A 20,491-nucleotide genomic window follows, 5' to 3' on the forward strand; every position below is an offset into this window, starting at 1 on the left:
ATGAAAGATAAGCGAAAACAGATATTAATAGGATTACTTTGCATAATAGTGGCTTCTATATTGGGAATATCAAGTTTTTATTGGTATCAAAGTGTAAATTATATATCTACGGAAGATGCCAGAATAACTGGAGATTTGATAAAAATAACTTCTAGAGGATCAGGAAAGCTTGTAGATATAGATATGGAAGAAGGCGATTGGGTAATAAAAGATCAGATTTTAGGAAGACAAGAAATTGAAAATAAAAATGCAGAAAAAACTATAATTAGAGCTCCGCAAAAAGGAGTAATAATAAAAGAACAAGCAAATATAGGAGAATTTTATAATCCAGGACAAGTTTTAGGATATATAGTAAATCCGGAAAAGTTATATGTAAGTGCCAATATAGAAGAAACAAAGATTGGAAAAGTAAAAGAAGGACAGATTGTAGATATAAGTATAGATGAATTTGATGGAATAAAGTTCAAAGGTAAGGTTGAATTTGTAGGTTTAGCAGCAAATTCTAGTTTTTCTCTTTTACCATCTTCATCGAGTGGAAGCTTTACTAAGATAGTACAAAGAATACCTGTAAAAATAAGTATTGAAGACCAAGGATATAAAATACTTCCAGGAACTAATGTGGTAGTAAAAATACACTTAAAGAATTAGGAGGCTCTCTATGGATAGTGAGAAAGATAAAAAAATAGAGCAATGGTTAGCCCTCTTTGTTGTAATTATAGGTACATTTATGTCTATTCTTGATAGTAGTATTGTAAACATAGCTATACCAAAAATGATGTCTGTATTTGGAGTTTCCCTAGATGAGGTAAAATGGATACTAACATCGTACACATTAGCTTTAGGTGCAATTATTCCTCTTACAGGATTTTTAGGTGATATTTTTGGGAATAAAAGAGTATACATATTTGCCTTAAGTATGTTTACATTAGGATCTCTTTTGTGTGGTTTTGCTTGGAGCAATACTTCTATGATAATATTTAGAATAATTCAAGCTGTTGGCGGAGGTATGATTATGCCAATAGGAATGTCCATTATATATCAAACGTTTCCTGAAAAAGACAGGGGCTTAGCGTTGGGATTTTGGGGAATAGCTTCCATGGCAGCACCTACTATAGGGCCAACTTTAGGTGGATATATAATAGAAAATCTAGATTGGAGATTAATTTTCAATATAAATGTACCAATAGGAATAATCGGTGTGGTTTTAGCGTGTATACTTTTAAAAGGTTCTCCTATTAAAAAAATAAATAATTTTGATTATTTAGGGTTTATATCATCAACTTTAGGAATAGTATCAATTTTATATGTTTTAGGAGAAGGCTCAACTATAGACTGGTCAGATCCTAAAAATGCAATACTTATGACTATAGGAATTTTATTTTTAATATTTTTTGTAGTTAATGAGTTGACTCATGAAAATTCTCTTTTAGAACTTAGGATATTGAAGATATTTGAGTTTTCCCTAAGTCAAGCAATTTCTTGTGTACTTACATTTGCTTTAATGGGGGGGACTTATGTAATTCCTTTATTTCTTCAAAATATTAGGGGATATACTCCTATGGAAACTGGGATGATTCTATTTCCATCAGCTATTGCAGTAGGAGTCATGATGCCGTTAAGTGGATCAATCTTTGATACAGTTGGAGCGAAACCTGTAGTTATTCCAGGAATTGTGTTATTAGGTGCTGCTTCGTATTTGTTGGTAGGTAGAATAAATTTGGATTCCAGTGCTAATTCTATAAAGTTTATTTTAACTATTAGGGGTATTGGATTGGGACTTGCAATGATGCCAATAAGTACAGCTGGAATGAATGCGGTACCTAAACAATTGATTGGTAAAGCATCAGCATTATCTAACACTATAAGACAGATTTCAGGAGCTCTTAGTGTAACTATTATGACTACACTGATTCAAAATCGATTTAATTTTGTATATGCATATAAGTCAGAACAGATAACACTTTTTAATGATATGGTTAATGATAAAAATTTAGGTACAATATTACGATTCATTCTAATAGATTCAAATATGGAAGGAATGAGGTATGCAATAGAGGTTTCTATAATTGCAGTAGTAGCAGCTTTATTAATGGTATTTTTTATGAAAAGCAAAAAACAGGAGAATATTGTATCTTAGTATTACAAAAAAAGAAAATGAAAGATCGATAATTTTACTTAAGAATCATTACGTTATTTATTCTGTTTCAGATGATATATCTAATGATATTTTTTATGATAATTAGATAGAGCATTTTAAAAGGCTGATTTTAAGATATTTAAAATCAGCTTTTTGTAAATTTATTTTTCTTTTTTTTTGTAAATTTATTTTTCTTTTTTAGTATATTTTTTTAGAAAATTTACAAAACATTCATAAGAAAAAGTAATAGATAGGCAAAAAGAATAGGTATGTAAGAAAACGTATAAAATAAAAAGATAATATTTAATAAGGAGCAGATTATAGAATGTTTAAATTAGCAAAGTACCTAAAACCTTTTATTGGAATGCTTATTATAGCGGTTGTATTATTATTTATACAGGCCATGGCTGATCTTTCCTTACCAGACTACATGTCTTATATAGTAAATAAAGGTATACAACAAGGTGGTATTGAAAATGCAGTACCAGAAGCTATAAGAAAAAGTAAAATGGATAAATTAAATTTGTTTATAAGTGAAAATAATAAAGAACAGATTATTAACAACTATATACTAATTGACAAGTCAAGTAAATATTATAGGGAGTATGTTAAAAAATACCCAGTGCTTGAAAAGGAGCCAATTTATGTATTGAAGGATATTAATGAAGCTGAAATAGAGAAGTTAAATTCTATAATGGGTAAAGCATTCTTAACTGTTAGTGGAATCGAAAAGATCAAAGTTAATACAGATTTGTTTGCATTGTCTGCTGAGCAGAGAGCAAAAATCAGCGAACAAATCGAAAAAAAACTTGAAGCTTTAGGTGATAGCATGATTATTCAAGGCGCTACTAGTGTCATTAAGGCAGAATATAAAGCTTTAGGAATGGATACGAATAAGATTCAGAGTAGATACATTATATTTTCAGGAATTAAAATGCTTGTATTATCTTTGTTAGCTGCTTTATGTATTGTAATTGTTGGTCTTTTAGCTTCAAGAATTGCTACAGGTGTAGCTAGAAATCTGCGTAAGGACATATTTACAAAGGTTGAGAGTTTTTCAAATGCTGAGTTTGATAAATTCTCTACAGCTTCATTAATAACTAGAACAACGAATGACGTAACGCAGATACAAATGTTAATCGTTCTTGCCATTAGAATGCTAATATATGCACCTATTATGGGGATAGGTGGAGTTTTAAAGGCCCTTAATAAGAGTAACTCTATGTCTTGGATAATTGCATTGGCTGTCATAGTACTTTTGAGCTTAATTGGAAGTATATTTGCCTTAGCATTACCTAAATTTAAGACTGTTCAAAAACTTGTTGATAGACTAAATTTGGTTACTCGTGAGAATTTATCTGGAATGATGGTAATAAGGGCATTTAATACACAAAAGTTTGAAGAGGATAGATTTGATAGAGCGAATAGAGATCTTACGTATACAAATCTTTTTGTAAATCGTGTAATGGTGGTATTATTCCCAGCAATGATGCTTATAATGAATGGTGTTACACTGCTCATTGTTTGGGTAGGTGCGCATCAGATAGCAAATTCAGGAATGCAGGTGGGAGACATGATGGCATTTATGCAATATGCTATACAGATTATTTCTGCATTTTTAATGATGTCATTTATGTTTATTATGATACCAAGAGCTTCTGTATCTGCACAGAGAATTGCAGAGGTTTTAGATATAAAACCTTCTATTGTAGATACAAAGAATCCTAAGCATTTGGGAAAGAAAGTCAAAGGTGTAGTAGAATTTAAAAATGTATACTTTAGATATCCTGGTGCGCAAGAAGATGTGCTTAAAAATATAAGCTTCAAAGCTTTTTAAGGTCAGACTACAGCATTTATAGGTTCTACAGGTGCAGGAAAGTCAACACTTATTAATTTAATTCCTCGTTTTTACGATGTAACTGATGGGGAAATACTCATTGATGGAGTGGACATAAGAGACTTAACGCAGCATGAATTGAGAGAACAAATTGGATATATGCCGCAGAAAGCTTCTTTATTCAAAGGGACTATTGCGTCTAATTTAAAATATGCAGACGAAAATGCAAGTGATGATGATATAAGAAAGGTAGCTGATATTGCACAAGCCATGGAATTTATCAGCGAAAAGCCAGAAGGATTTAATACTGAAATCTCTCAGGGGGGTACTAATGTATCTGGAGGACAAAAACAGAGATTATCTATTGCACGTGCTCTTGTTAAGAAAGCCAAAATTTATATATTTGATGATAGTTTTTCAGCTCTTGATTTTAAAACAGATGCATCTCTTAGAAAGGCACTAAAGAATGAATTAGTGTCAAGTACATTTATTATTGTTGCACAGCGCATATCTACAATAAAAAATGCTGAACAGATAATTGTTCTTGATGAAGGTAAGATAATGGATATAGGGACGCATAATGAGCTTATGAAAAGTTGTAAAACATATCAAGAGATTGCTTTATCACAGCTTTCAAAGGAGGAGTTGAATTAGGATGAATGAGCAATATAGAAAACAGAAATGCGCTCATCAAAGAAGAAAAGGCCCCATGGGACATGGACCTAGCGCTATGATGGCAGGAGGAGAAAAAGCTCACGATTTTAAAGGTACAATGAAAAAACTTATGAAATATTTGAGCGTTTATAAACTGTCTATGTTAACTGTACTAATATTTGCCATAGTTAGTTCTATATTTAATATAGTAGGTCCAAAAATTTTGGGAAAAGCGACTACAAAGCTATTTGAAGGTGCCATGGCTAAAATATCAGGGACAGGAAGTATAGATTTTGATTATATAGGAAGAATTATTCTTATACTCGCAGTTTTATATTTGATAAGTACATTGTTTGGTTATATTCAAGGATTTATAATGTCTAGTGTATCTATGAAGGTAAGCTATAACTTAAGAAAAGATATTTCAGAGAAGATTAATCGAATTCCTCTAAAGTACTTTGACAGTACAAATCATGGCGAAGTATTATCTCGTGTCACGAATGATGTTGATACCCTTAGTCAGACCCTTAATCAAAGCTTAAGTCAGATTATTACCTCAGTTACAATGGGTATAGGGATATTGATTATGATGCTTTCTATAAGCTGGCAATTAACATTAGTATCAATTTATACAATTCCTCTATCTATGATGTTAGTTATAGGAATTGTAAAGAATTCTCAGAGATTTTTTAAGGAGCAACAGGATTACTTAGGACATGTAAATGGACATGTCGAAGAAATGTATGGTGGACATATTGTAATGAAGGCTTTCAATGGTGAAAAGAAAAGTGTTGAGCAATTCGATAAAATGAACGACAAGCTTTTTAGTGTAGCATGGAAAGCACAATTTTTAACAAGTATAATGATGCCACTTATGAATTTTGTAGGAAACTTAGGATATGTAGCAGTATGTATTTTAGGTGGATATCTTGCAGCTAAGAAAACTATCGAAGTTGGGGATATTCAGGCATTTATCCAGTATGTGCGCCAATTTACACAACCAATTTCTCGGATTGCAAACATTTCAAATATACTTCAACAAACTGCAGCTTCAGCAGAACGTGTATTTGAATTTCTAGCAGAGGAAGAGGAAATACCAGAAACATCTAACCCTGTAAAGCTTATGGATGTAGATGCAAAAGTTGATTTTAAGCATGTTCATTTTGGATATAATCCAGATAAGATTATAATCAATGACTTTTCTGCATCGGTAAAACCAGGACAGAAAGTGGCTATTGTTGGACCTACTGGTGCAGGTAAAACTACTATGATTAAATTGTTAATGCGTTTTTATGATATAAATGAGGGTGTGATTACAATAGATGGATATGACATAAAAGATTTTACACGTAGTGACTTACGCTCAATGTTTGGTATGGTTTTACAAGATACATGGCTTTATAATGGAACTATAATGGAGAATATAAGATATGGTCGTCTTGATGCTACTGATGAAGAATTGATAGAAGCAGCCAAGGCTGCCCATGTTGACAGCTTTGTGCATACTCTTCCAAATGGTTATAACATGATGCTTAATGAGGAAGCTTCAAATGTGTCTCAAGGACAAAAACAGCTTATAACTATTGCAAGAGCTATACTTGCAGACCCAAGTATTCTTATTCTCGATGAAGCTACAAGCTCTGTAGATACCCGTACTGAAGTGCAAATTCAAAAGGCCATGAATAATCTTATGAAAAATCGTACAAGTTTTATAATTGCTCATCGATTATCAACAATTCGTGATGCTGATTTAATTCTTGTTATGAATCATGGAGACATTGTTGAACAAGGTAATCATGAAGAACTTCTTGCTAAAGCTGGAGCCTATGCTAATCTTTATAACAGCCAATTTGAAGGAATTCAGGCAAGTAAAAAATATGAACCATACATTAAATAACATGAACTTTTGCTAAACTGTTAATCAAGGCATAACTAGTGGTTAATAGGAAACAGCCTAAAGCATGATATAAGGTGCTTTAGGCAGAGAAACCTCAATTATAATGTATTTCTTGATTTTTAACTTGTCTCTCCAGGCCTTACGATTTTCATTTTTTCTGGGTACATAAAGATATTCGCCGTCTACATATTCTTGTATTATTTTAACGATTTCTTCTGGTAACACATTTTGTGATTTTATATACTTCATTTCCTTACTCCTCCACTCTTATCATAGTATTAAAGCAAAGAATACTAAAAAGCTATGTGTTACAGAACCTAAAACATGTACATATTTCAGCTAACTTAACAGCTTAGGCTACAAACAAAGCATGGCTGACTTGTTCTAGTCTTTGCAAGGAGCAAGCTGATTTGGAGCTGAATGTATCAATTACCTTCATAAAAACACCCCCTATACGTTACGGCTATTATATCATAATTAACATTAAATTGAATATATGGATAACAGTTACTGAATTATACTTGGATGTTGTACTATAAGTATGAATAAGTGTATAAGGTCATTAACTGGAAAACAATATAGAGATTCCTTTGATGAATATATATAGAAATATTTCATAAACAGTAAAGAGTGAAATACATAAAGTTTCAGGTGCTAAAACTAGTGAAATATGGGTAATAAAAGATTAAATATTAATTATCTATATTTGTTGAATTACGTATGGGTTTTGCCATAGCTTTGGAGTTTAACATAATATAGAAAGTAGATTTGAGTATGGATTTATTTGAAAAAATGGACAAGTTATGCTTGTACTACTAATGGGGGACACCCCACATAGCCATCAAGCTAAGATGACTAAAACCTGGAAATATGCTATTCTTTTTATAGCTTTATAGAAAGGATAATAAAATAATGAAAACTACATTAAAAGATTTAGCAAATAAACTCAAAAAAGTGTTTTCGCAAGAATTTATTAATGAAATAGCGTATAAAACTGGTTTTTTACAAAGGAAAAGCAAGCTTAGTCCTGTAAAGTTCTTATCTCTGTGTACATTTTTGAATGAAGAAATGTGTACATCTACCTTAGCAGAGCTTTCCACTAGGTTAGATATTTGTGTGGATTTATCTATTACAACGGAAGGTTTAAATCAAAAGTTTAATGATAAATCTGTATCATTTATGAAGAATATATTTAAAGAGCTTTTGATGATGCAAAGTAGTATCTTAAGTGATGGCACTATGATAAATACCCATTTTAATCAAATAAGAATAACTGATTCCTCAGCCTTTAAATTGCCTAGTGTCTTCCAAGGTAAATACAAAGGTACGGGTGGCAATCAAACTGCATCTGGTATTAAAATTCAACTTGAATATAATTTAAATACTGGACAATTTTTAAATATGGATGTATTTGATGGTACTTACAATGATGCTACATATTTATCTAAGATACAAAGCAGTATCCAGCCTAAGGATTTGTACTTAAAGGATTTAGGGTATTTTAAAATAGATGATTTGAAGACAATGCAAGAAAAGAAAGCCTACTATTTATCAAGACTTAAGACTAATATAAAAGTGTATGTTAAAAATAGTCATATAGAAACTTTTAAAAATGGTAAACTAAAAAAAGGGAAAGAGTATATCCAGCTTAACATCTTAGATATTATTTCACCCTTGGCACAGGGAGAAACAATAGAGATTAAGGATGTTTATATTGGAAATACTCAGTCTTTAAAAAACAGATTAATTATAACTAAATTGTCTGAGGAAAACAAGGGTAAAAAGTTAGCTTATCAGGAAAAAATTCAAAAGAAAAAGCAGATGAAATTTAGTGAAAAAGCTGTAAAGCTAGCTAGTGTCAATATGTATATAACTAATGCAGAGCAGTTTGTTTTGCCTAAAGAAAAAGTTTATGAAACATACTCTTTAAGGTGGCAGATAGAGATTATGTTTAAAATATTTAAGTCTCTATTTAAAATTCATATGGCTAAAAAAGTAAAGATAGAAAGGTTTGAATGCAGTTTATATGGTAAATTAATAAGATTACTTCTTTGCTCTGCTATAGTTTTTAAAATGAGAGAAATTATATATTCTAATGAAAATAAAGAAGTAAGCGAATATAAGGCTTTTAGTATAGTAAAAGAGTATTTCAAACTCCTTAGAGAAAAGCTATTTAAGAGTAGTGAAAAGCTCTATAAATTACTTTGTAAGATCTTAAAGGTAATTACTAAAAACGGTATTAAATCTAAAAGAAAGGATAAGTTAACAGCTCTGGCTATACTAAAAGGAGTAGCTATGAAAGATCTAGATCCAGAAGTAGCAGCTTAGTTTAGGCAGATTAAATACAAACTTTTAAAGCTATTCCCGAGTAGCTTTATTTGGCATACTAAAAAAGGGATAGACTTTATAAAAATTAGAAAAAACATAGGACTATCTATTAATATATAATCCTATGTATATCAGTAACCGCATTGATATTTCTTAGCTTGATGGCTATGTGGCGAGACCCCTACTACTGTTCTGGGGTGTTTTATAAATTCGTATACGAAACTCATACTTTGCACCTCAGAACACGATTGCTGGTACTACGCTAAATTGGGGGAAATGGATATCTAGAACAACCAGGGAGCTCCCCTCCAGGAATCATAAGACAACAACGGCAATCACATTTAGACCCACCTGCAAGAGTACAACGGATTGTACATCCTAAGTCGCATATTACAATAAAGGGATATAGGTTTAGAACTCCTGGATAAACATATGGATTATAAAAGTACAATTGGATTCACCTCTTTATAAACTATTTATTACTTATATTATGAATTGTATTGGAGATGTGTGTTATCTAAATATACAGTCTTTTTTTAGGCTGCAAAAGTGCCAATACCTTACGGTACCTTAGTATGGGTTATCACCAGCTATTTAACAAAATATTACTCTAAGGCTCTAAGTTTTGAATAAAAAAACCACGCTAACCAATTCCAAAAAACTTCATTACAAAAATGATGTTTACGAAACTATACTTCAAACAAGATTTTGATCAAACTTTTTTTAACACCTATAATAGCTATCCAGCTAAGGATACTAAAAACTAGAAATATGTTATCATTTGGCATACATAAATATAGAAAAACCATAGGGTAATATATGAAAATATCACGCCTATTGCAATAAATAACTTTACTTATATTTCTTAGCTTGATATCTATGGGGACACCCCAACAAGAATGCTTTTTACATTTAGAAAATAATTACCTGCTTATGAAGTGAAGAGGATGGATAAACCATTCTCTTTTTTTGATATAGGATTATTTATAAAAATATATGTAGAAACAAATTTGATTAGAACATAAAAAATAATTACTGATCACAAGTATTACAATTTGTGGAAAGTATTATATAATAAAAATGAGTTTTTAAATTTTGATTAAAAGAATTTAAATGTGAATTAGAGAAAAATGTACTTATTGTTTATAAGAAATATAAATATTTTACTAAGATCAAAAGCTCATAATACTGATGGAGGTAATGTATGATTATTGAAAAGAAAAGAATAGAAGGTAAAAGTATAACATGGATACTTCGTTGTGCAACAAAATATGATGCAATTGAATTATCTAAATTAAGAGTTAAAATTGATGGAGAGACAGAAAATCTTGATAGGGAAACTGGTGAAGGTTTATTAACACCAGAAGATTTTGAAAAACTTATTTATGAAGATTCAATAGATGAAAAAAGTATATTTTTAGTTGCAGAAGTAGAAGGTGAAATTGTTGGATTTACTCGTTGTCAAGGAACTAAACTAAGTAGATTTAGACATAAAGCAGAGTTTGGAATATGTATATCAAAGAAATACTGGGGCTATGGAATTGGTAAAGTACTACTAGAAAATATTTTGATATGGGCAAATAATGTGGGAATTGAAAAAATTTCATTAACTGTAGTACAAACAAATACAAAAGCGATTAAATTATATAAAAGATATGGATTTGCAGAAGAAGGATTATTAATAAAGGATCGTATTCATAAAGATGGAAATTATTATAATACAGTTATAATGGGAAGGTTGTTAGATAAATAGATATTAAAAACTAGAACATAATATTCTTATTTCATGAAGAAATTAAATGGAAATTTAATACGCAATATATAATTATTGCGAAGTAAAATAACCTAATAAAAGAATAAAATTAAAAAATATTTGTTAAATAGATGATGGAAGGAGATTCTTTATGGAAAATATAAAAGACATTTTAAAGAAACATGGATTTTCATTTGAACTAATTAATAATGACAAGCCTATTTATACGGCAAAAGAAGGTGCTGATTATTTTAAAATTAATATCGGTCAAACGGCAGCGACCTTGATAATATATACTGATATGGGCTTTTATGCACTGGTTGTTTCAGGAGAACGAGGTCGTGTAAATTTCAAAGAAATAAAACGTATTTTAAACTGTAAAAATGTTAGATTAGCAACTAAAGATGAAGTCAAGGCAGTTACAGGATTTTTAATTGGATGTGTTCCTTTGCTTGGTATTTCATTGCCATATATAATAGACAACAAGTTTTTTCAATTTTCTTATATATATATGGAGGAACAGGAAATTTAAATTTGACGTTAAAAGTTAGTCCTGACGCTTTAATAAAATTAAATAAAGTTGTTGGAATGTTAGAGTAGTTCTCAACACCTATAAATGTTGTAAGAACTCTTAATGAAGTTAACTTAAGGAGAACTTATTTTTTAGAAAAAACGGACAAATTATGCTTGTACTACTAATGGGGTACACACCAGTAAGAATGCGTTTTGCATTAAAAAATAACTACCTGTTTGTTAAGGAAGGGACGTAGAGTTATCTTCTTTTTAATTTTAGTCATTAAAGTATATGATCATATAAATATAGAACATTTTTGCCACTGACGGTTTTTGTTAGGTGGTAAATTATTTTTATAGCTAAATATTATTATGAATTAAGAACAAAAGATTAATTATCTTGCAAACTTTTAAGGATTTTTTTGAATTACTTATGAATGAGATGTATAATTTGTTTTAGGTAATAAATTACAATTTCAAAATAAGACCAATTAGAGATTGTAAATATAATGAGAGGGGTTAAAATTATGAGAATAATTGTAGTTTATAAACTCCATGTAAAGTCTGCAAAATAAGCGTCGATGATGCTTTAAATGGAGTTTAAATTATAATAAAATAATCATCGACTTTTATTTAATTGATAAGCAGACTTTACATCCTTAATCATTAATAATTAAGGAGTGAAGTTAATGAAATACATAAAAGCATCCGATATACTTCCAGAACAGCTTATTACTGAAATTCATAAATATATCGAAGGACATGCAATATATATCCCTAATAAAACAGGTACTCGTAAGACTTGGGGTGAAAAAAACGGAGCAAAATATGAATATATACAACGTAATAATGAAATCCGTATTTCGTATAAAAATGGGAACTCAATAAATGAATTGTCAGAAAAATACTGTCTTTCTGTTGAAACTATTAAGAAAATTGTATATTCACGTTAAGAAATGCCCTCTGTAACATTTATTGATACAGGGGGTATGTATTTTTTTATTATAAAAATAGTAAGGATATATTTTTATATAGTATTGTTTTAAAATTATTATAGTAGTTTTATACGAATTAAGGACTATTAAAAAATATATAATTAATGGAGATGGTTATAATGAACAATGAACTATTGAATGAGTTGGTATTATCCGTAAAGAGTCAAAATCTTAACGTACTGAATGTCGTTGTTCGGCAAGATGGTAATATAATTGCTAAACATGATTTCGAAGAAGAAAAGCCTACTCTTTTGTGGTCAGTAAGCAAAACATTTACTTCAATGGCAGTTGGTATTGCAATTAGTGAGGGTTACTTCAAAATCAATGATCATGTTATAGATTTTTTCCCGGACCTTCCACATGTACGCATAAATGAACATCTTAAAAAGATGACTATACATGATTTGCTTTGTATGGGAATTGGACATGAAGAATGCCCAGTGATAAAGGCTGATTGGAGCAACGGGAAGAGTTGGGATATTTGCCAATTGTTCTTTGATGAACCGATTGTATTTGAACCTGGAACTCATTTTACATATAGCAATTCTGCAACTTATATGCTTTCAAAAATCATAAGAATTACTACAGGTACTAACTTAGATGAATACTTAGATAAAAGAATATTTCAACAATTGGATATACCTAAACCTAAATGGGATACATGTCCAAAAGGAATCCCACAAGGATTTTCAGGTTTATATTTAACAGCAGAGCAATTATCTAGATTCGGACAATTAATTCTTGATAAAGGGGTTTGGAAGGATAAGCAACTTATTCCTTCAAGTTATATAGAGAAAGCAACATCGGTTCAAATTAAAACCAGTGATTTTAACTCATACTTTGCGACTGCAGACCATCATCAAGGGTATGGCTATCAAATATGGATGAACTCATATGCTAATTCATATCGTATGGACGGTTTATATGGTCAATATGTTGTAATACTACCAGATAAGAATACTGTTGTAACATACATTTCAAACGAGTCTCAAAATATGACAGGGGTTCTTGAGCTCACATGGAATACATTAATAGATAAACTATAATCATGTTGAGGATTATGCATTTTTGTTTTAATACGCATTCTTCTTATTTAGTATCATAGTTATTTAATGGAAAAATGGCTTACTTTTAATGGTAAGCCTAATTTTATGAATTACATTATTTTTTAAGATAAACTTAACTACATATTTATATTTAAGATTGTCTACTGTTAGCATACGATACATGTGGAAACAATTACACTAATAGAGCGAATTTAGAGCGTTTCACATATTCTCACAGACGAATAAGGCTGTGGGAATTTTTCTTAGGGGGTTTAACAATAACGCAGAATTAATGAAGATTGCGCAAAAGTATAGGATTTGCTTGTTTATTTTATGATACTTTCTCTATTCAGCATCTGAAATTTGCTTTAATAATTGTTGTGAGTAGGAACATGTGTTTTCATTATTCTCTGAAGCATTATCATGTATCTTAGTAGTGCCAGCATCCAGCGCGGTTTTATAATACCAACATTTGTAATTAATCTTATCAAGAGAATCTTGAAGGATTTTTATTTGTTTTTCTGTTTCTAGTTTTCGCTCAAGGAACATATCGTATCGCTGTTGCAATGTGGAATCACCATCCATGCACCAATCGATGAATATTTTGATATCTTTAATTGACATACCTGTATTTTTTAAGCATTCAATAATTGAGAGCCATTCGAAATCCTCTTCTTTAAATCTTCTTATTCCCCCTTCAGTGCGGTCAATAGATGGAAGAAGTCCCTCTTTATCATAGTAGCGTAATGTAGATGATGTAATGTTCATTCTTTTTGCAACTTGGCCAATAGTATAGCTCATAGATTTTCCTCCTAAAAGGTATTGACTTAAAGTTAACTTTAAGTTGTATACTCATATTATATTATAAAAAATAATAAGTCAAGAAATAGGAGGAATTTAAAATGAAAAATGAATCTATTATGACACAACACACAGCGGCAGATACATTGTCATGGGAGAAAACTTTTCCTAAGAGTGACAAGGTAACAGTTGAGAAAGTTTCATTCAAAAACAGGTATAATATTATCATTTCAGCAGATATATATGTACCTAAAGACATCGATAAATCTCAAAAATACGCAGCCATTATTGTTGGTGCACCATATGGAGGCGTTAAAGAACAGGGAGCAGGTATCTATGCTCAAACTATGGCAGAACGAGGATTTGTTGCCATTGCATTTGATCCATCATTTAACGGAGAAAGCGGCGGAGAGCCAAGACGAACTTCTTCTCCAGATATATTTGTTGAAGATTTCAGTGCCACAGTGGATTTCTTGGGAATACGTCCATTTGTAGATAGAAACAAAATTGGGGTAATAGGTATATGCGGTAGTGGTGGTTTTGCAATCAGTGCAGCACAGGTTGATAGACGTATTAAAGCAGTTTCCACAGTTAGTATGTATGATATAAGTCGTTTGAAATCAAAGGGCTTTTTAGATTCCATGACTGAAGAAGAACGAAACAAATATCTTGACCAACTTGGTGAACAACGTTGGAATGAATTTGAATTAGGAGAGAAAAAACTTACTCCTAGAGGAGCACCAGAAAAAGTTGATGAAAATACAGATCCAATCAGTCGTGAATTCTATGAATACTATTCCACTCCTCGTGGTTATCACCCAAATTCAATTACTCAATTTACCATGACGAGCGATATGTCATTTATGAATTTTTCTTTGCATACTTATATTAAATCAATTTCACCAAGACCAATTTTGTTTATCGTTGGTGAACATGCTCACTCAAAGTACTTTAGTGAAGATGCCTATAAGCTAGCGGCTGAACCGAAGGAACTTTATAGTGTTCCAGGTGCAGGGCATGTAGATCTATATGACAGATTCCAGTACATCCCATTCGACAAGCTTGAGTCCTTCTTCAAAGAAAACATGAAATAGAGATTCTATTGATGGTAAAATTATGCGAAATTATATGGATACCATTAAAGGCGAGCGTGCTAGTAGTGTATTTTATGACATTGCTTTTGGTAAAGAGCTATATTATCATCATCAAGGCTGGTTGTTGGGCAGAGTGCCAACTGACGATAATTTTACGTTTTATCGCAAAGCTGTACTGGATGAGAATGTGCCTATCGTGCCAGAAGGTGACTTTGTTGCAAAACAGGCATCTATGTATTATGTTTCGATAGATTCTTCTGGTAAACTGGGTTGGGAAAGCAATGAATTGATATATGTAGATACTACTGCATATGTTATTGAGGTTAAGAAAAGCTAGATTATGATTTGTTATTAGAAAAGGTTAAGACCTTGTTTGGTATTGAGATTTTGATGCTAGGGGGGAGGGGTGTCCTAAAGTAGGCAGGTATGTGTGATGAACTAAGTGTTGTTATATATGCATTAGCAGACGATTCCACAGAAACACCTATTTTGTTTGCAGCGAAAGAAGGACTGGCTACTGACAAACCCATAGGTTTCACATTAAAAAATGTCTAGATTATGGATGGCAGGAGTGTATGGCTTAGATATACTGTAAACCAGTAGTTTCTGATGTTTCCATTAACTGACTAGTATTGGAGATATCTGAGGTGTTTGGTGTAACGCAAGGTAAGAATGAATGAGAAAGAAGGAATAATCAATGTTAATGACTGAATTGATGAAGACTGATGCAGAGTTTATGGATAGGTTTCATAATTTTGCATTTGATGAGGTAATTAATGAAAAGAGTGCAGAACTTGAAGTGAAACCGAAAATGATGGCAATTCTCTCAACACTGATTGGATGTCAGGGATTGGATGAGTTCAAAATAATGCTGTCTGAGGCATTGAAGCTAGGTGTAACACCTATAGAAGTAAAAGAAATTGTTTATCAGGCAGTGGCTTATCTTGGTATGGGGAGAGTGTTACCCTTCCTGTATACGGTGAATGATGTATTGATATCCAGTGGTTATAAACTTCCATTAAAGGAGCAGTCAACTACTACAATGGATAATCGTCTGGAAAAAGGCATTCAGTCACAGGTGGATATTTTTGGAGAAGGAATGAGAGAGTTTTATAAGTCCGGTACTGAGGAATGCAGGCATATTAATAAGTGGCTTGCTGCAAATTGTTTTGGCGATTACTATACCAGAAATGGATTGGATTATAGACAACGTGAGATGATTACATTTTGTTTTCTAGCTGCACAGGGAGGATGTGAACTGCAGTTGACTTCTCATGCAATGGCAAACATGAGAATCGGAAATGATAAACACTTATTAATCCGTGTCATTAGTCAATGCGTTCCTTATATTGGTTATCCAAGGTCTTTAAATGCATTAAGATGTATAAATGATGCGGCAAAACAAATAGAAACAGGAAAGTAAAAATCAAATAAAAAAACGGAGGTAATTACAATGAATAAAGAAAATAATTTAGGACCGGGAGCAGTATTTGAAATGGGGGGTGAAAACACCTCATTTGCACAGTATTTTGTGGGTAAGAGTTATCTGAACATGCTTTCTCTGGAGAGAGTGGTTATCGGTAATGTAACCTTTGAGCCGGGATGTCGTAACAACTGGCATATCCATCATAAAGGTGGTCAGATTCTTCTGGTAACCTCAGGAAGAGGCTATTATCAGGAGTGGGGAAAAGAGCCGCAGGAACTGCATCAGGGGGATGTAGTCAATATCCCACCGGAAGTCAAACACTGGCATGGGGCGGCACCAGATAGTTGGTTTCAACATTTGGCAGTAGAAGTTCCGGCAGAAGGTGCATCGAATGAATGGTTGGAACCGGTGGATGATAAGCAGTATGAAGGATTGAAATAAAAACGTTTAATATATAAAGATAAATTATGAGTTTCAGTATGTATGTACCAATAAGAATTTTATTTGAATAAGGTTAGTTATAGTTAAATAAATTATGAAAACAATAATTTTATATTATTACTATAGTGGAAATACAAAGTGAATTGCAGAGATGATTTAACATGAAATTGGCGGTGATCTCGCTCTTATAGATAAAAATTAAGAAGGGAAGATGTTGACATGAGTAAAGTATATTTTATTAAAAATTCAGAAGCTGATTATAATCAGCTTGGAAAAGATGCTTTGGAACTTTTGAAAAGAATAGTATCAGAAACAGGACATAGGTTTGAAAAAGAAGTACCTATAAAGGTTCATTTTGGTGAGAAAGGAAACAAAACCTTTATTCCTGCAAAATGCTATGATGGAATCATAAATTATCTAAAAGAAAATGGAGTGTCTCCGTCTTATATCGAAACCAATGTACTGTATAGGGGATCAAGAACTACTACAAAGGATCATATTGAAACAGCAAAATTCCATGGCTTCACACAGCTTCCAATTATAATAGCAGACGGAGAGATAGGGAAAGAATACGATGAAGTAGAAATAAATAAAACCTTTTTCAATAAATGTAAAATAGGTAAGAAATATGGAAAATACAAACAATTTATTGTTACGAGCCATTTCAAAGGGCATGTTGCAGCGGGATTTGGTGGTGCTATAAAGCAGCTTGCTATGGGTTTTGCTGCCCGCGGTGGAAAGTTGGAACAGCATACCGATATATCTCCTATCATAGAAGCTGAAAAATGTATTTCTTGTGGTGTTTGTGTTGATAAATGCGACTTTGGTGCCATCCATATAGCAGATACAGCAGAAATTGATGATAGTAAATGTACTGGTTGTGCAGGATGTATTGCTATTTGTCCTAAAAGTGCAATTAGTAATTCGTGGTCAGGGTCTCATTTTTATGAGAAACTTTCAGAATATGCGTACGGGGCATCCAAAGACAAGGATATCATATACATTACCTTTGTTCATAATATTACTAAGGAGTGTGACTGTGCCGGGATACCTATGAAACCAATTGTAGATAATATCGGTATTGTTGCCGGAAAAGATCCTGTGGCCTTAGATACAGCATGCCTGGACTTAGTTCAGAAAAGTAGTGGAGAAAAACTTTTTGAAAAAGGCAAGTCATCTCTTATACATGCAGAAAAAATAGGTTTGGGAACAATGGAGTATGAAAGTATTGAAATAAATAATATGTAGTGGGAAGTCAAAATGACTTTCTTTAATCTATACATTAGATGATGTAAGAGTACATATAGGAGTATCACTAAATGCAGAGATAACTCCCATAGAAATAAAGGAAGCAATTTATCATTGAACACCATATGTAGAATTTTCAAAAGCATTGGATGCGTTGAATTTGAGGGGAATTATAAAAAAATAACATTAAAAAAGGCAGGAGATCTCTATTTGATTCAATTAATCTTTTAGACAAAATAAAATAACGTTTAAAAATTCATGTATAAATAAAAAACTAATTTAAACGACTCCCTAATTTTAGGGGGTACATTTTTACGCAAAATCAATATTATGCGTTTTAGTATTAATAAACTGCCAAAACACATGTGAAGTGCGTAGTAAGGCTAGAAAGGAAACATAGTGAAGAGAGCATAATTTAATACATAGATTTTCAATTATTAATGCTTAAATTCTATAATTTATTGGACAAGTCATGCTTGTACAAATAATGAGGTACACCTCAAGAAGAATGCGTTTTACATTAAAAAATAACTATCTGTTTATTGAGGAAGGAGACTTAAAGTCACCTTCTTTTTTATATTAAAATACAGGAGTATATTGAAATGTATAGAACATTAACAAAGAAATATTTAGAATTAATATATGTAAACTGTACTATAAATAAGTATCTTTTTTCAAATTAATTCAAGTTTTAAAATAGTTTTTGTATTTGACTTAATGTAAAAAAATATATATAATAGAAAATGATTGTAATTTTATAAGGAGGCTTTGTTATGTAACGTCCAATTTAGAAGACAACCAATTTATTTTAAAAACTTATTTATTCAAAATTATAAAACTTATTAGTTTATATGAGTTTCTAATAGCTATAAGTTTTTTTGTTATGCAAATTCGGAGGTGTTCTAAATTGAATAATAAGAGAAATATTTACTTAATGTATGTAATTATTTTTTTGCAAGGTCTTGTTTTTTATGCCCCCGTAGCTACATTATATAGACAAGATAGGGGTCTTTCTATATCTGAAATATTTCTTATTGAATCTGTATCATGGATATTGATGATTATCCTAGAGGTTCCATGGGGCTGGTTTTCAGATAGATTTGGTTATAAAAAAAACATTGATATGTGTTAATGTATTATTTTTTGTATCTAAAATAGTTTTTTATATGTCGAGTTCATTTATGTTATTTTTACTGGAAAGAGTGTTATTATCAATAGTATTAGCAGGTTTATCAGGTTGTGACACAGCCCTTATATATTCATCAATAGAAGAAGATGAAGCTCAAAGAGTTTTTGGCAGATATAGTGCTTTTGAAACATTGGGATTCTTATTAGCTTCCGTTTTTTCATCATTTATGGTAGAGATATCACTTGATTTTACAGCGTTATGTACTATTTTTCCCTATGCGCTGGCAGCGATATTAACCTTGTTTCTAGTAGAAGTTAAGGTTGATAATAAAGAGAAACCGAAGCTTAAAGAGAGCTTCAAACAAGCTTTTAGAGATAAAACAATTATTATATTCATTATTTCTATTGCCCTAATTATTGAAGTTTTTCAAGCAGTAACAGTTTTCTTAAACCAATCTCAATACTTAAAAAGTGGTATTGATGCAAAATACTTTGGTGTTATTTTAGCCGGAATACAGGTGATTAGACTGTTTTCTGTAAAATCTAATTATTTGAGCAAAAAATTAGGCAGTTGCCAAGCGATAGTAGCCTTGAATTTTTTGATGGTATTATGTTGTATAGTTTTAATTTTTACATCTAGTTCTATTTTGAGTGTTATGACAATTATATTAATATCATTCAGTGCAGCAATGATAGCTCCAATAGAAATGGATATTAAGAATAAAACTATTAGAACATCAAATAGAGCTACAATATTATCCATATATTCTATGGCAGGAAGTGTAATAGCTTCTATAGGAAATATTATAATAGGAAAAACTACTGACTATTCTTTGGAGATGGGATTTATAACGTGCTCGATGATGTGTGTTTTAGGGTTAATATTGATGATTGTGTACTATAAATTAACCAAAGAAAAAAATAACTAAAAAGTATGCCCCTACTAAATAAAAATAGAGTAGGGGCTTTATTAGATTTATATATTTAGAAGTAAGGATTGAAAAACCGTAATTATAGCAAAGCAGTGAATGGGATCATAAATAAGTACGATTTTTACTAAATAATGTTAACAATAGACAAGTTATAGAAGAAGGGGACTTATTGCTATTAGAGACAGTATTAATTATTAATAGATACTAAATTTTATAACTAAGTAACAAAAATATAAAAATACTTTTGAGAGGATAAGAGTA

General features: G+C 31.3%; 18 protein-coding genes and 1 pseudogene. 17 read left to right on the top strand and 2 right to left on the bottom strand.

Translation table 11 applies throughout. The annotated features are described in order from the left end of the window. The 5 genes and pseudogenes from M2214_RS08445 (at position 1) to M2214_RS08460 (ending at position 6,525) form a co-directional block, all read left to right on the top strand. Positions 1-648 carry an efflux RND transporter periplasmic adaptor subunit gene (locus M2214_RS08445; RefSeq protein ID WP_248484561.1) on the top strand — a complete coding sequence of 216 codons (648 nt, stop codon included), beginning with the start codon at positions 1-3 and terminating at the stop codon, positions 646-648. A 10-nt stretch (positions 649-658) separates the two neighbouring features. Continuing rightward, complete coding sequence (locus M2214_RS08450) at positions 659-2,137, top strand: DHA2 family efflux MFS transporter permease subunit (RefSeq protein ID WP_248484562.1); 1,479 nt, start codon at positions 659-661, stop codon at positions 2,135-2,137. Positions 2,138-2,462: 325 nt separating this feature from the next. Beyond that, complete coding sequence (locus M2214_RS08455) at positions 2,463-3,974, top strand: ABC transporter permease (RefSeq protein WP_330651575.1); 1,512 nt, start codon at positions 2,463-2,465, stop codon at positions 3,972-3,974. Between the two features lie 12 nt (positions 3,975-3,986). Further along, positions 3,987-4,628, top strand: a pseudogene (locus tag M2214_RS18305) (ABC transporter ATP-binding protein); the annotation flags it as partial. A 1-nt stretch (position 4,629) separates the two neighbouring features. Continuing rightward, positions 4,630-6,525 (top strand): ABC transporter ATP-binding protein, encoded by a 1,896-nt coding sequence (locus M2214_RS08460; RefSeq protein ID WP_248484563.1) that lies wholly within the window; start codon positions 4,630-4,632, stop codon positions 6,523-6,525. Positions 6,526-6,582: 57 nt separating this feature from the next. Here the strand turns inward: M2214_RS08460 and M2214_RS08465 are convergent, their stop codons facing one another. Beyond that, positions 6,583-6,774: a hypothetical protein gene (locus tag M2214_RS08465; RefSeq protein WP_248484922.1), complete on the bottom strand. Its 192-nt coding sequence runs from the start codon at positions 6,772-6,774 to the stop codon at positions 6,583-6,585. Between the two features lie 663 nt (positions 6,775-7,437). Between M2214_RS08465 and M2214_RS08470 the strand changes: the two genes are divergently transcribed. The 5 genes from M2214_RS08470 to M2214_RS08490 all read left to right on the top strand — a co-directional run bounded on the left by M2214_RS08470 (position 7,438) and on the right by M2214_RS08490 (position 13,160). Beyond that, entirely contained in the window at positions 7,438-8,853 is a 1,416-nt protein-coding gene (locus tag M2214_RS08470) for an IS4 family transposase (RefSeq protein WP_248484565.1), read from the top strand. Positions 8,854-10,057: 1,204 nt separating this feature from the next. Then, entirely contained in the window at positions 10,058-10,606 is a 549-nt protein-coding gene (locus tag M2214_RS08475) for a GNAT family N-acetyltransferase (RefSeq protein ID WP_248484567.1), read from the top strand. Positions 10,607-10,757: 151 nt separating this feature from the next. Continuing rightward, positions 10,758-11,138 (top strand): aminoacyl-tRNA deacylase, encoded by a 381-nt coding sequence (locus M2214_RS08480; RefSeq protein ID WP_330651576.1) that lies wholly within the window; start codon positions 10,758-10,760, stop codon positions 11,136-11,138. A gap of 670 nt (positions 11,139-11,808) precedes the next feature. Next, positions 11,809-12,072: a CD3324 family protein gene (locus M2214_RS08485; protein ID WP_248484569.1), complete on the top strand. Its 264-nt coding sequence runs from the start codon at positions 11,809-11,811 to the stop codon at positions 12,070-12,072. A 161-nt stretch (positions 12,073-12,233) separates the two neighbouring features. After that, entirely contained in the window at positions 12,234-13,160 is a 927-nt protein-coding gene (locus M2214_RS08490; protein ID WP_248484571.1) for a serine hydrolase domain-containing protein, read from the top strand. Positions 13,161-13,505: 345 nt separating this feature from the next. On the opposite strand, the gene M2214_RS08495 is transcribed toward M2214_RS08490, so the two are convergent. Further along, positions 13,506-13,961: a MerR family transcriptional regulator gene (locus tag M2214_RS08495; protein ID WP_248484573.1), complete on the bottom strand. Its 456-nt coding sequence runs from the start codon at positions 13,959-13,961 to the stop codon at positions 13,506-13,508. Between the two features lie 101 nt (positions 13,962-14,062). Here M2214_RS08495 and M2214_RS08500 point away from each other — a divergent pair, with 101 nt between their 5' ends. The 7 genes from M2214_RS08500 to M2214_RS08530 all read left to right on the top strand — a co-directional run bounded on the left by M2214_RS08500 (position 14,063) and on the right by M2214_RS08530 (position 20,227). Then, on the top strand, positions 14,063-15,055 hold the full coding sequence (locus M2214_RS08500) for an alpha/beta hydrolase (protein WP_248484576.1): 993 nt from the start codon (positions 14,063-14,065) through the stop codon (positions 15,053-15,055). A 34-nt stretch (positions 15,056-15,089) separates the two neighbouring features. Further along, positions 15,090-15,392: a hypothetical protein gene (locus tag M2214_RS08505; protein ID WP_248484577.1), complete on the top strand. Its 303-nt coding sequence runs from the start codon at positions 15,090-15,092 to the stop codon at positions 15,390-15,392. Positions 15,393-15,752: 360 nt separating this feature from the next. After that, positions 15,753-16,478: a carboxymuconolactone decarboxylase family protein gene (locus M2214_RS08510; protein ID WP_248484579.1), complete on the top strand. Its 726-nt coding sequence runs from the start codon at positions 15,753-15,755 to the stop codon at positions 16,476-16,478. Between the two features lie 30 nt (positions 16,479-16,508). Beyond that, positions 16,509-16,922 (top strand): cupin domain-containing protein, encoded by a 414-nt coding sequence (locus tag M2214_RS08515; RefSeq protein ID WP_248484580.1) that lies wholly within the window; start codon positions 16,509-16,511, stop codon positions 16,920-16,922. Positions 16,923-17,141: 219 nt separating this feature from the next. Then, positions 17,142-18,170, top strand: a complete 1,029-nt coding sequence (locus tag M2214_RS08520) for a DUF362 domain-containing protein (RefSeq protein ID WP_248484582.1) — start codon at positions 17,142-17,144, stop codon at positions 18,168-18,170. A gap of 907 nt (positions 18,171-19,077) precedes the next feature. Then, positions 19,078-19,302, top strand: coding sequence for a hypothetical protein (locus M2214_RS08525; protein ID WP_248484924.1), 225 nt, complete (start codon positions 19,078-19,080; stop codon positions 19,300-19,302). Then, positions 19,289-20,227 carry an MFS transporter gene (locus tag M2214_RS08530; RefSeq protein ID WP_248484584.1) on the top strand — a complete coding sequence of 313 codons (939 nt, stop codon included), beginning with the start codon at positions 19,289-19,291 and terminating at the stop codon, positions 20,225-20,227. The genes M2214_RS08525 and M2214_RS08530 overlap by 14 nt, the downstream gene beginning before the upstream one ends. The last annotated feature ends 264 nt before the right edge of the window (positions 20,228-20,491 follow it).

The sequence above is a fragment of the Tepidibacter aestuarii genome (assembly GCF_934924865.1).
GTDB lineage: Bacteria > Bacillota > Clostridia > Peptostreptococcales > Peptostreptococcaceae > Tepidibacter_A > Tepidibacter_A aestuarii.

Bases quoted from the DNA above. Each gene is read 5' to 3' on its own strand.
- M2214_RS08520 (WP_248484582.1), top strand. From the start codon at position 17,142: ATGAGTAAAGTATATTTTATTAAAAATTCAGAAGCTGATTATAATCAG.
- M2214_RS08500 (WP_248484576.1), top strand. From the start codon at position 14,063: ATGAAAAATGAATCTATTATGACACAACACACAGCGGCAGATACATTG.
- M2214_RS08465 (WP_248484922.1), bottom strand. From the start codon at position 6,774: ATGAAGTATATAAAATCACAAAATGTGTTACCAGAAGAAATCGTTAAA.
- M2214_RS08480 (WP_330651576.1), top strand. From the start codon at position 10,758: ATGGAAAATATAAAAGACATTTTAAAGAAACATGGATTTTCATTTGAA.
- M2214_RS08485 (WP_248484569.1), top strand. From the start codon at position 11,809: ATGAAATACATAAAAGCATCCGATATACTTCCAGAACAGCTTATTACT.
- M2214_RS08450 (WP_248484562.1), top strand. From the start codon at position 659: ATGGATAGTGAGAAAGATAAAAAAATAGAGCAATGGTTAGCCCTCTTT.
- M2214_RS08495 (WP_248484573.1), bottom strand. From the start codon at position 13,961: ATGAGCTATACTATTGGCCAAGTTGCAAAAAGAATGAACATTACATCA.
- M2214_RS08515 (WP_248484580.1), top strand. From the start codon at position 16,509: ATGAATAAAGAAAATAATTTAGGACCGGGAGCAGTATTTGAAATGGGG.
- M2214_RS08475 (WP_248484567.1), top strand. From the start codon at position 10,058: ATGATTATTGAAAAGAAAAGAATAGAAGGTAAAAGTATAACATGGATA.
- M2214_RS08490 (WP_248484571.1), top strand. From the start codon at position 12,234: ATGAACAATGAACTATTGAATGAGTTGGTATTATCCGTAAAGAGTCAA.
- M2214_RS08460 (WP_248484563.1), top strand. From the start codon at position 4,630: ATGAATGAGCAATATAGAAAACAGAAATGCGCTCATCAAAGAAGAAAA.
- M2214_RS08455 (WP_330651575.1), top strand. From the start codon at position 2,463: ATGTTTAAATTAGCAAAGTACCTAAAACCTTTTATTGGAATGCTTATT.
- M2214_RS08505 (WP_248484577.1), top strand. From the start codon at position 15,090: ATGGATACCATTAAAGGCGAGCGTGCTAGTAGTGTATTTTATGACATT.
- M2214_RS08510 (WP_248484579.1), top strand. From the start codon at position 15,753: ATGTTAATGACTGAATTGATGAAGACTGATGCAGAGTTTATGGATAGG.
- M2214_RS08445 (WP_248484561.1), top strand. From the start codon at position 1: ATGAAAGATAAGCGAAAACAGATATTAATAGGATTACTTTGCATAATA.
- M2214_RS08470 (WP_248484565.1), top strand. From the start codon at position 7,438: ATGAAAACTACATTAAAAGATTTAGCAAATAAACTCAAAAAAGTGTTT.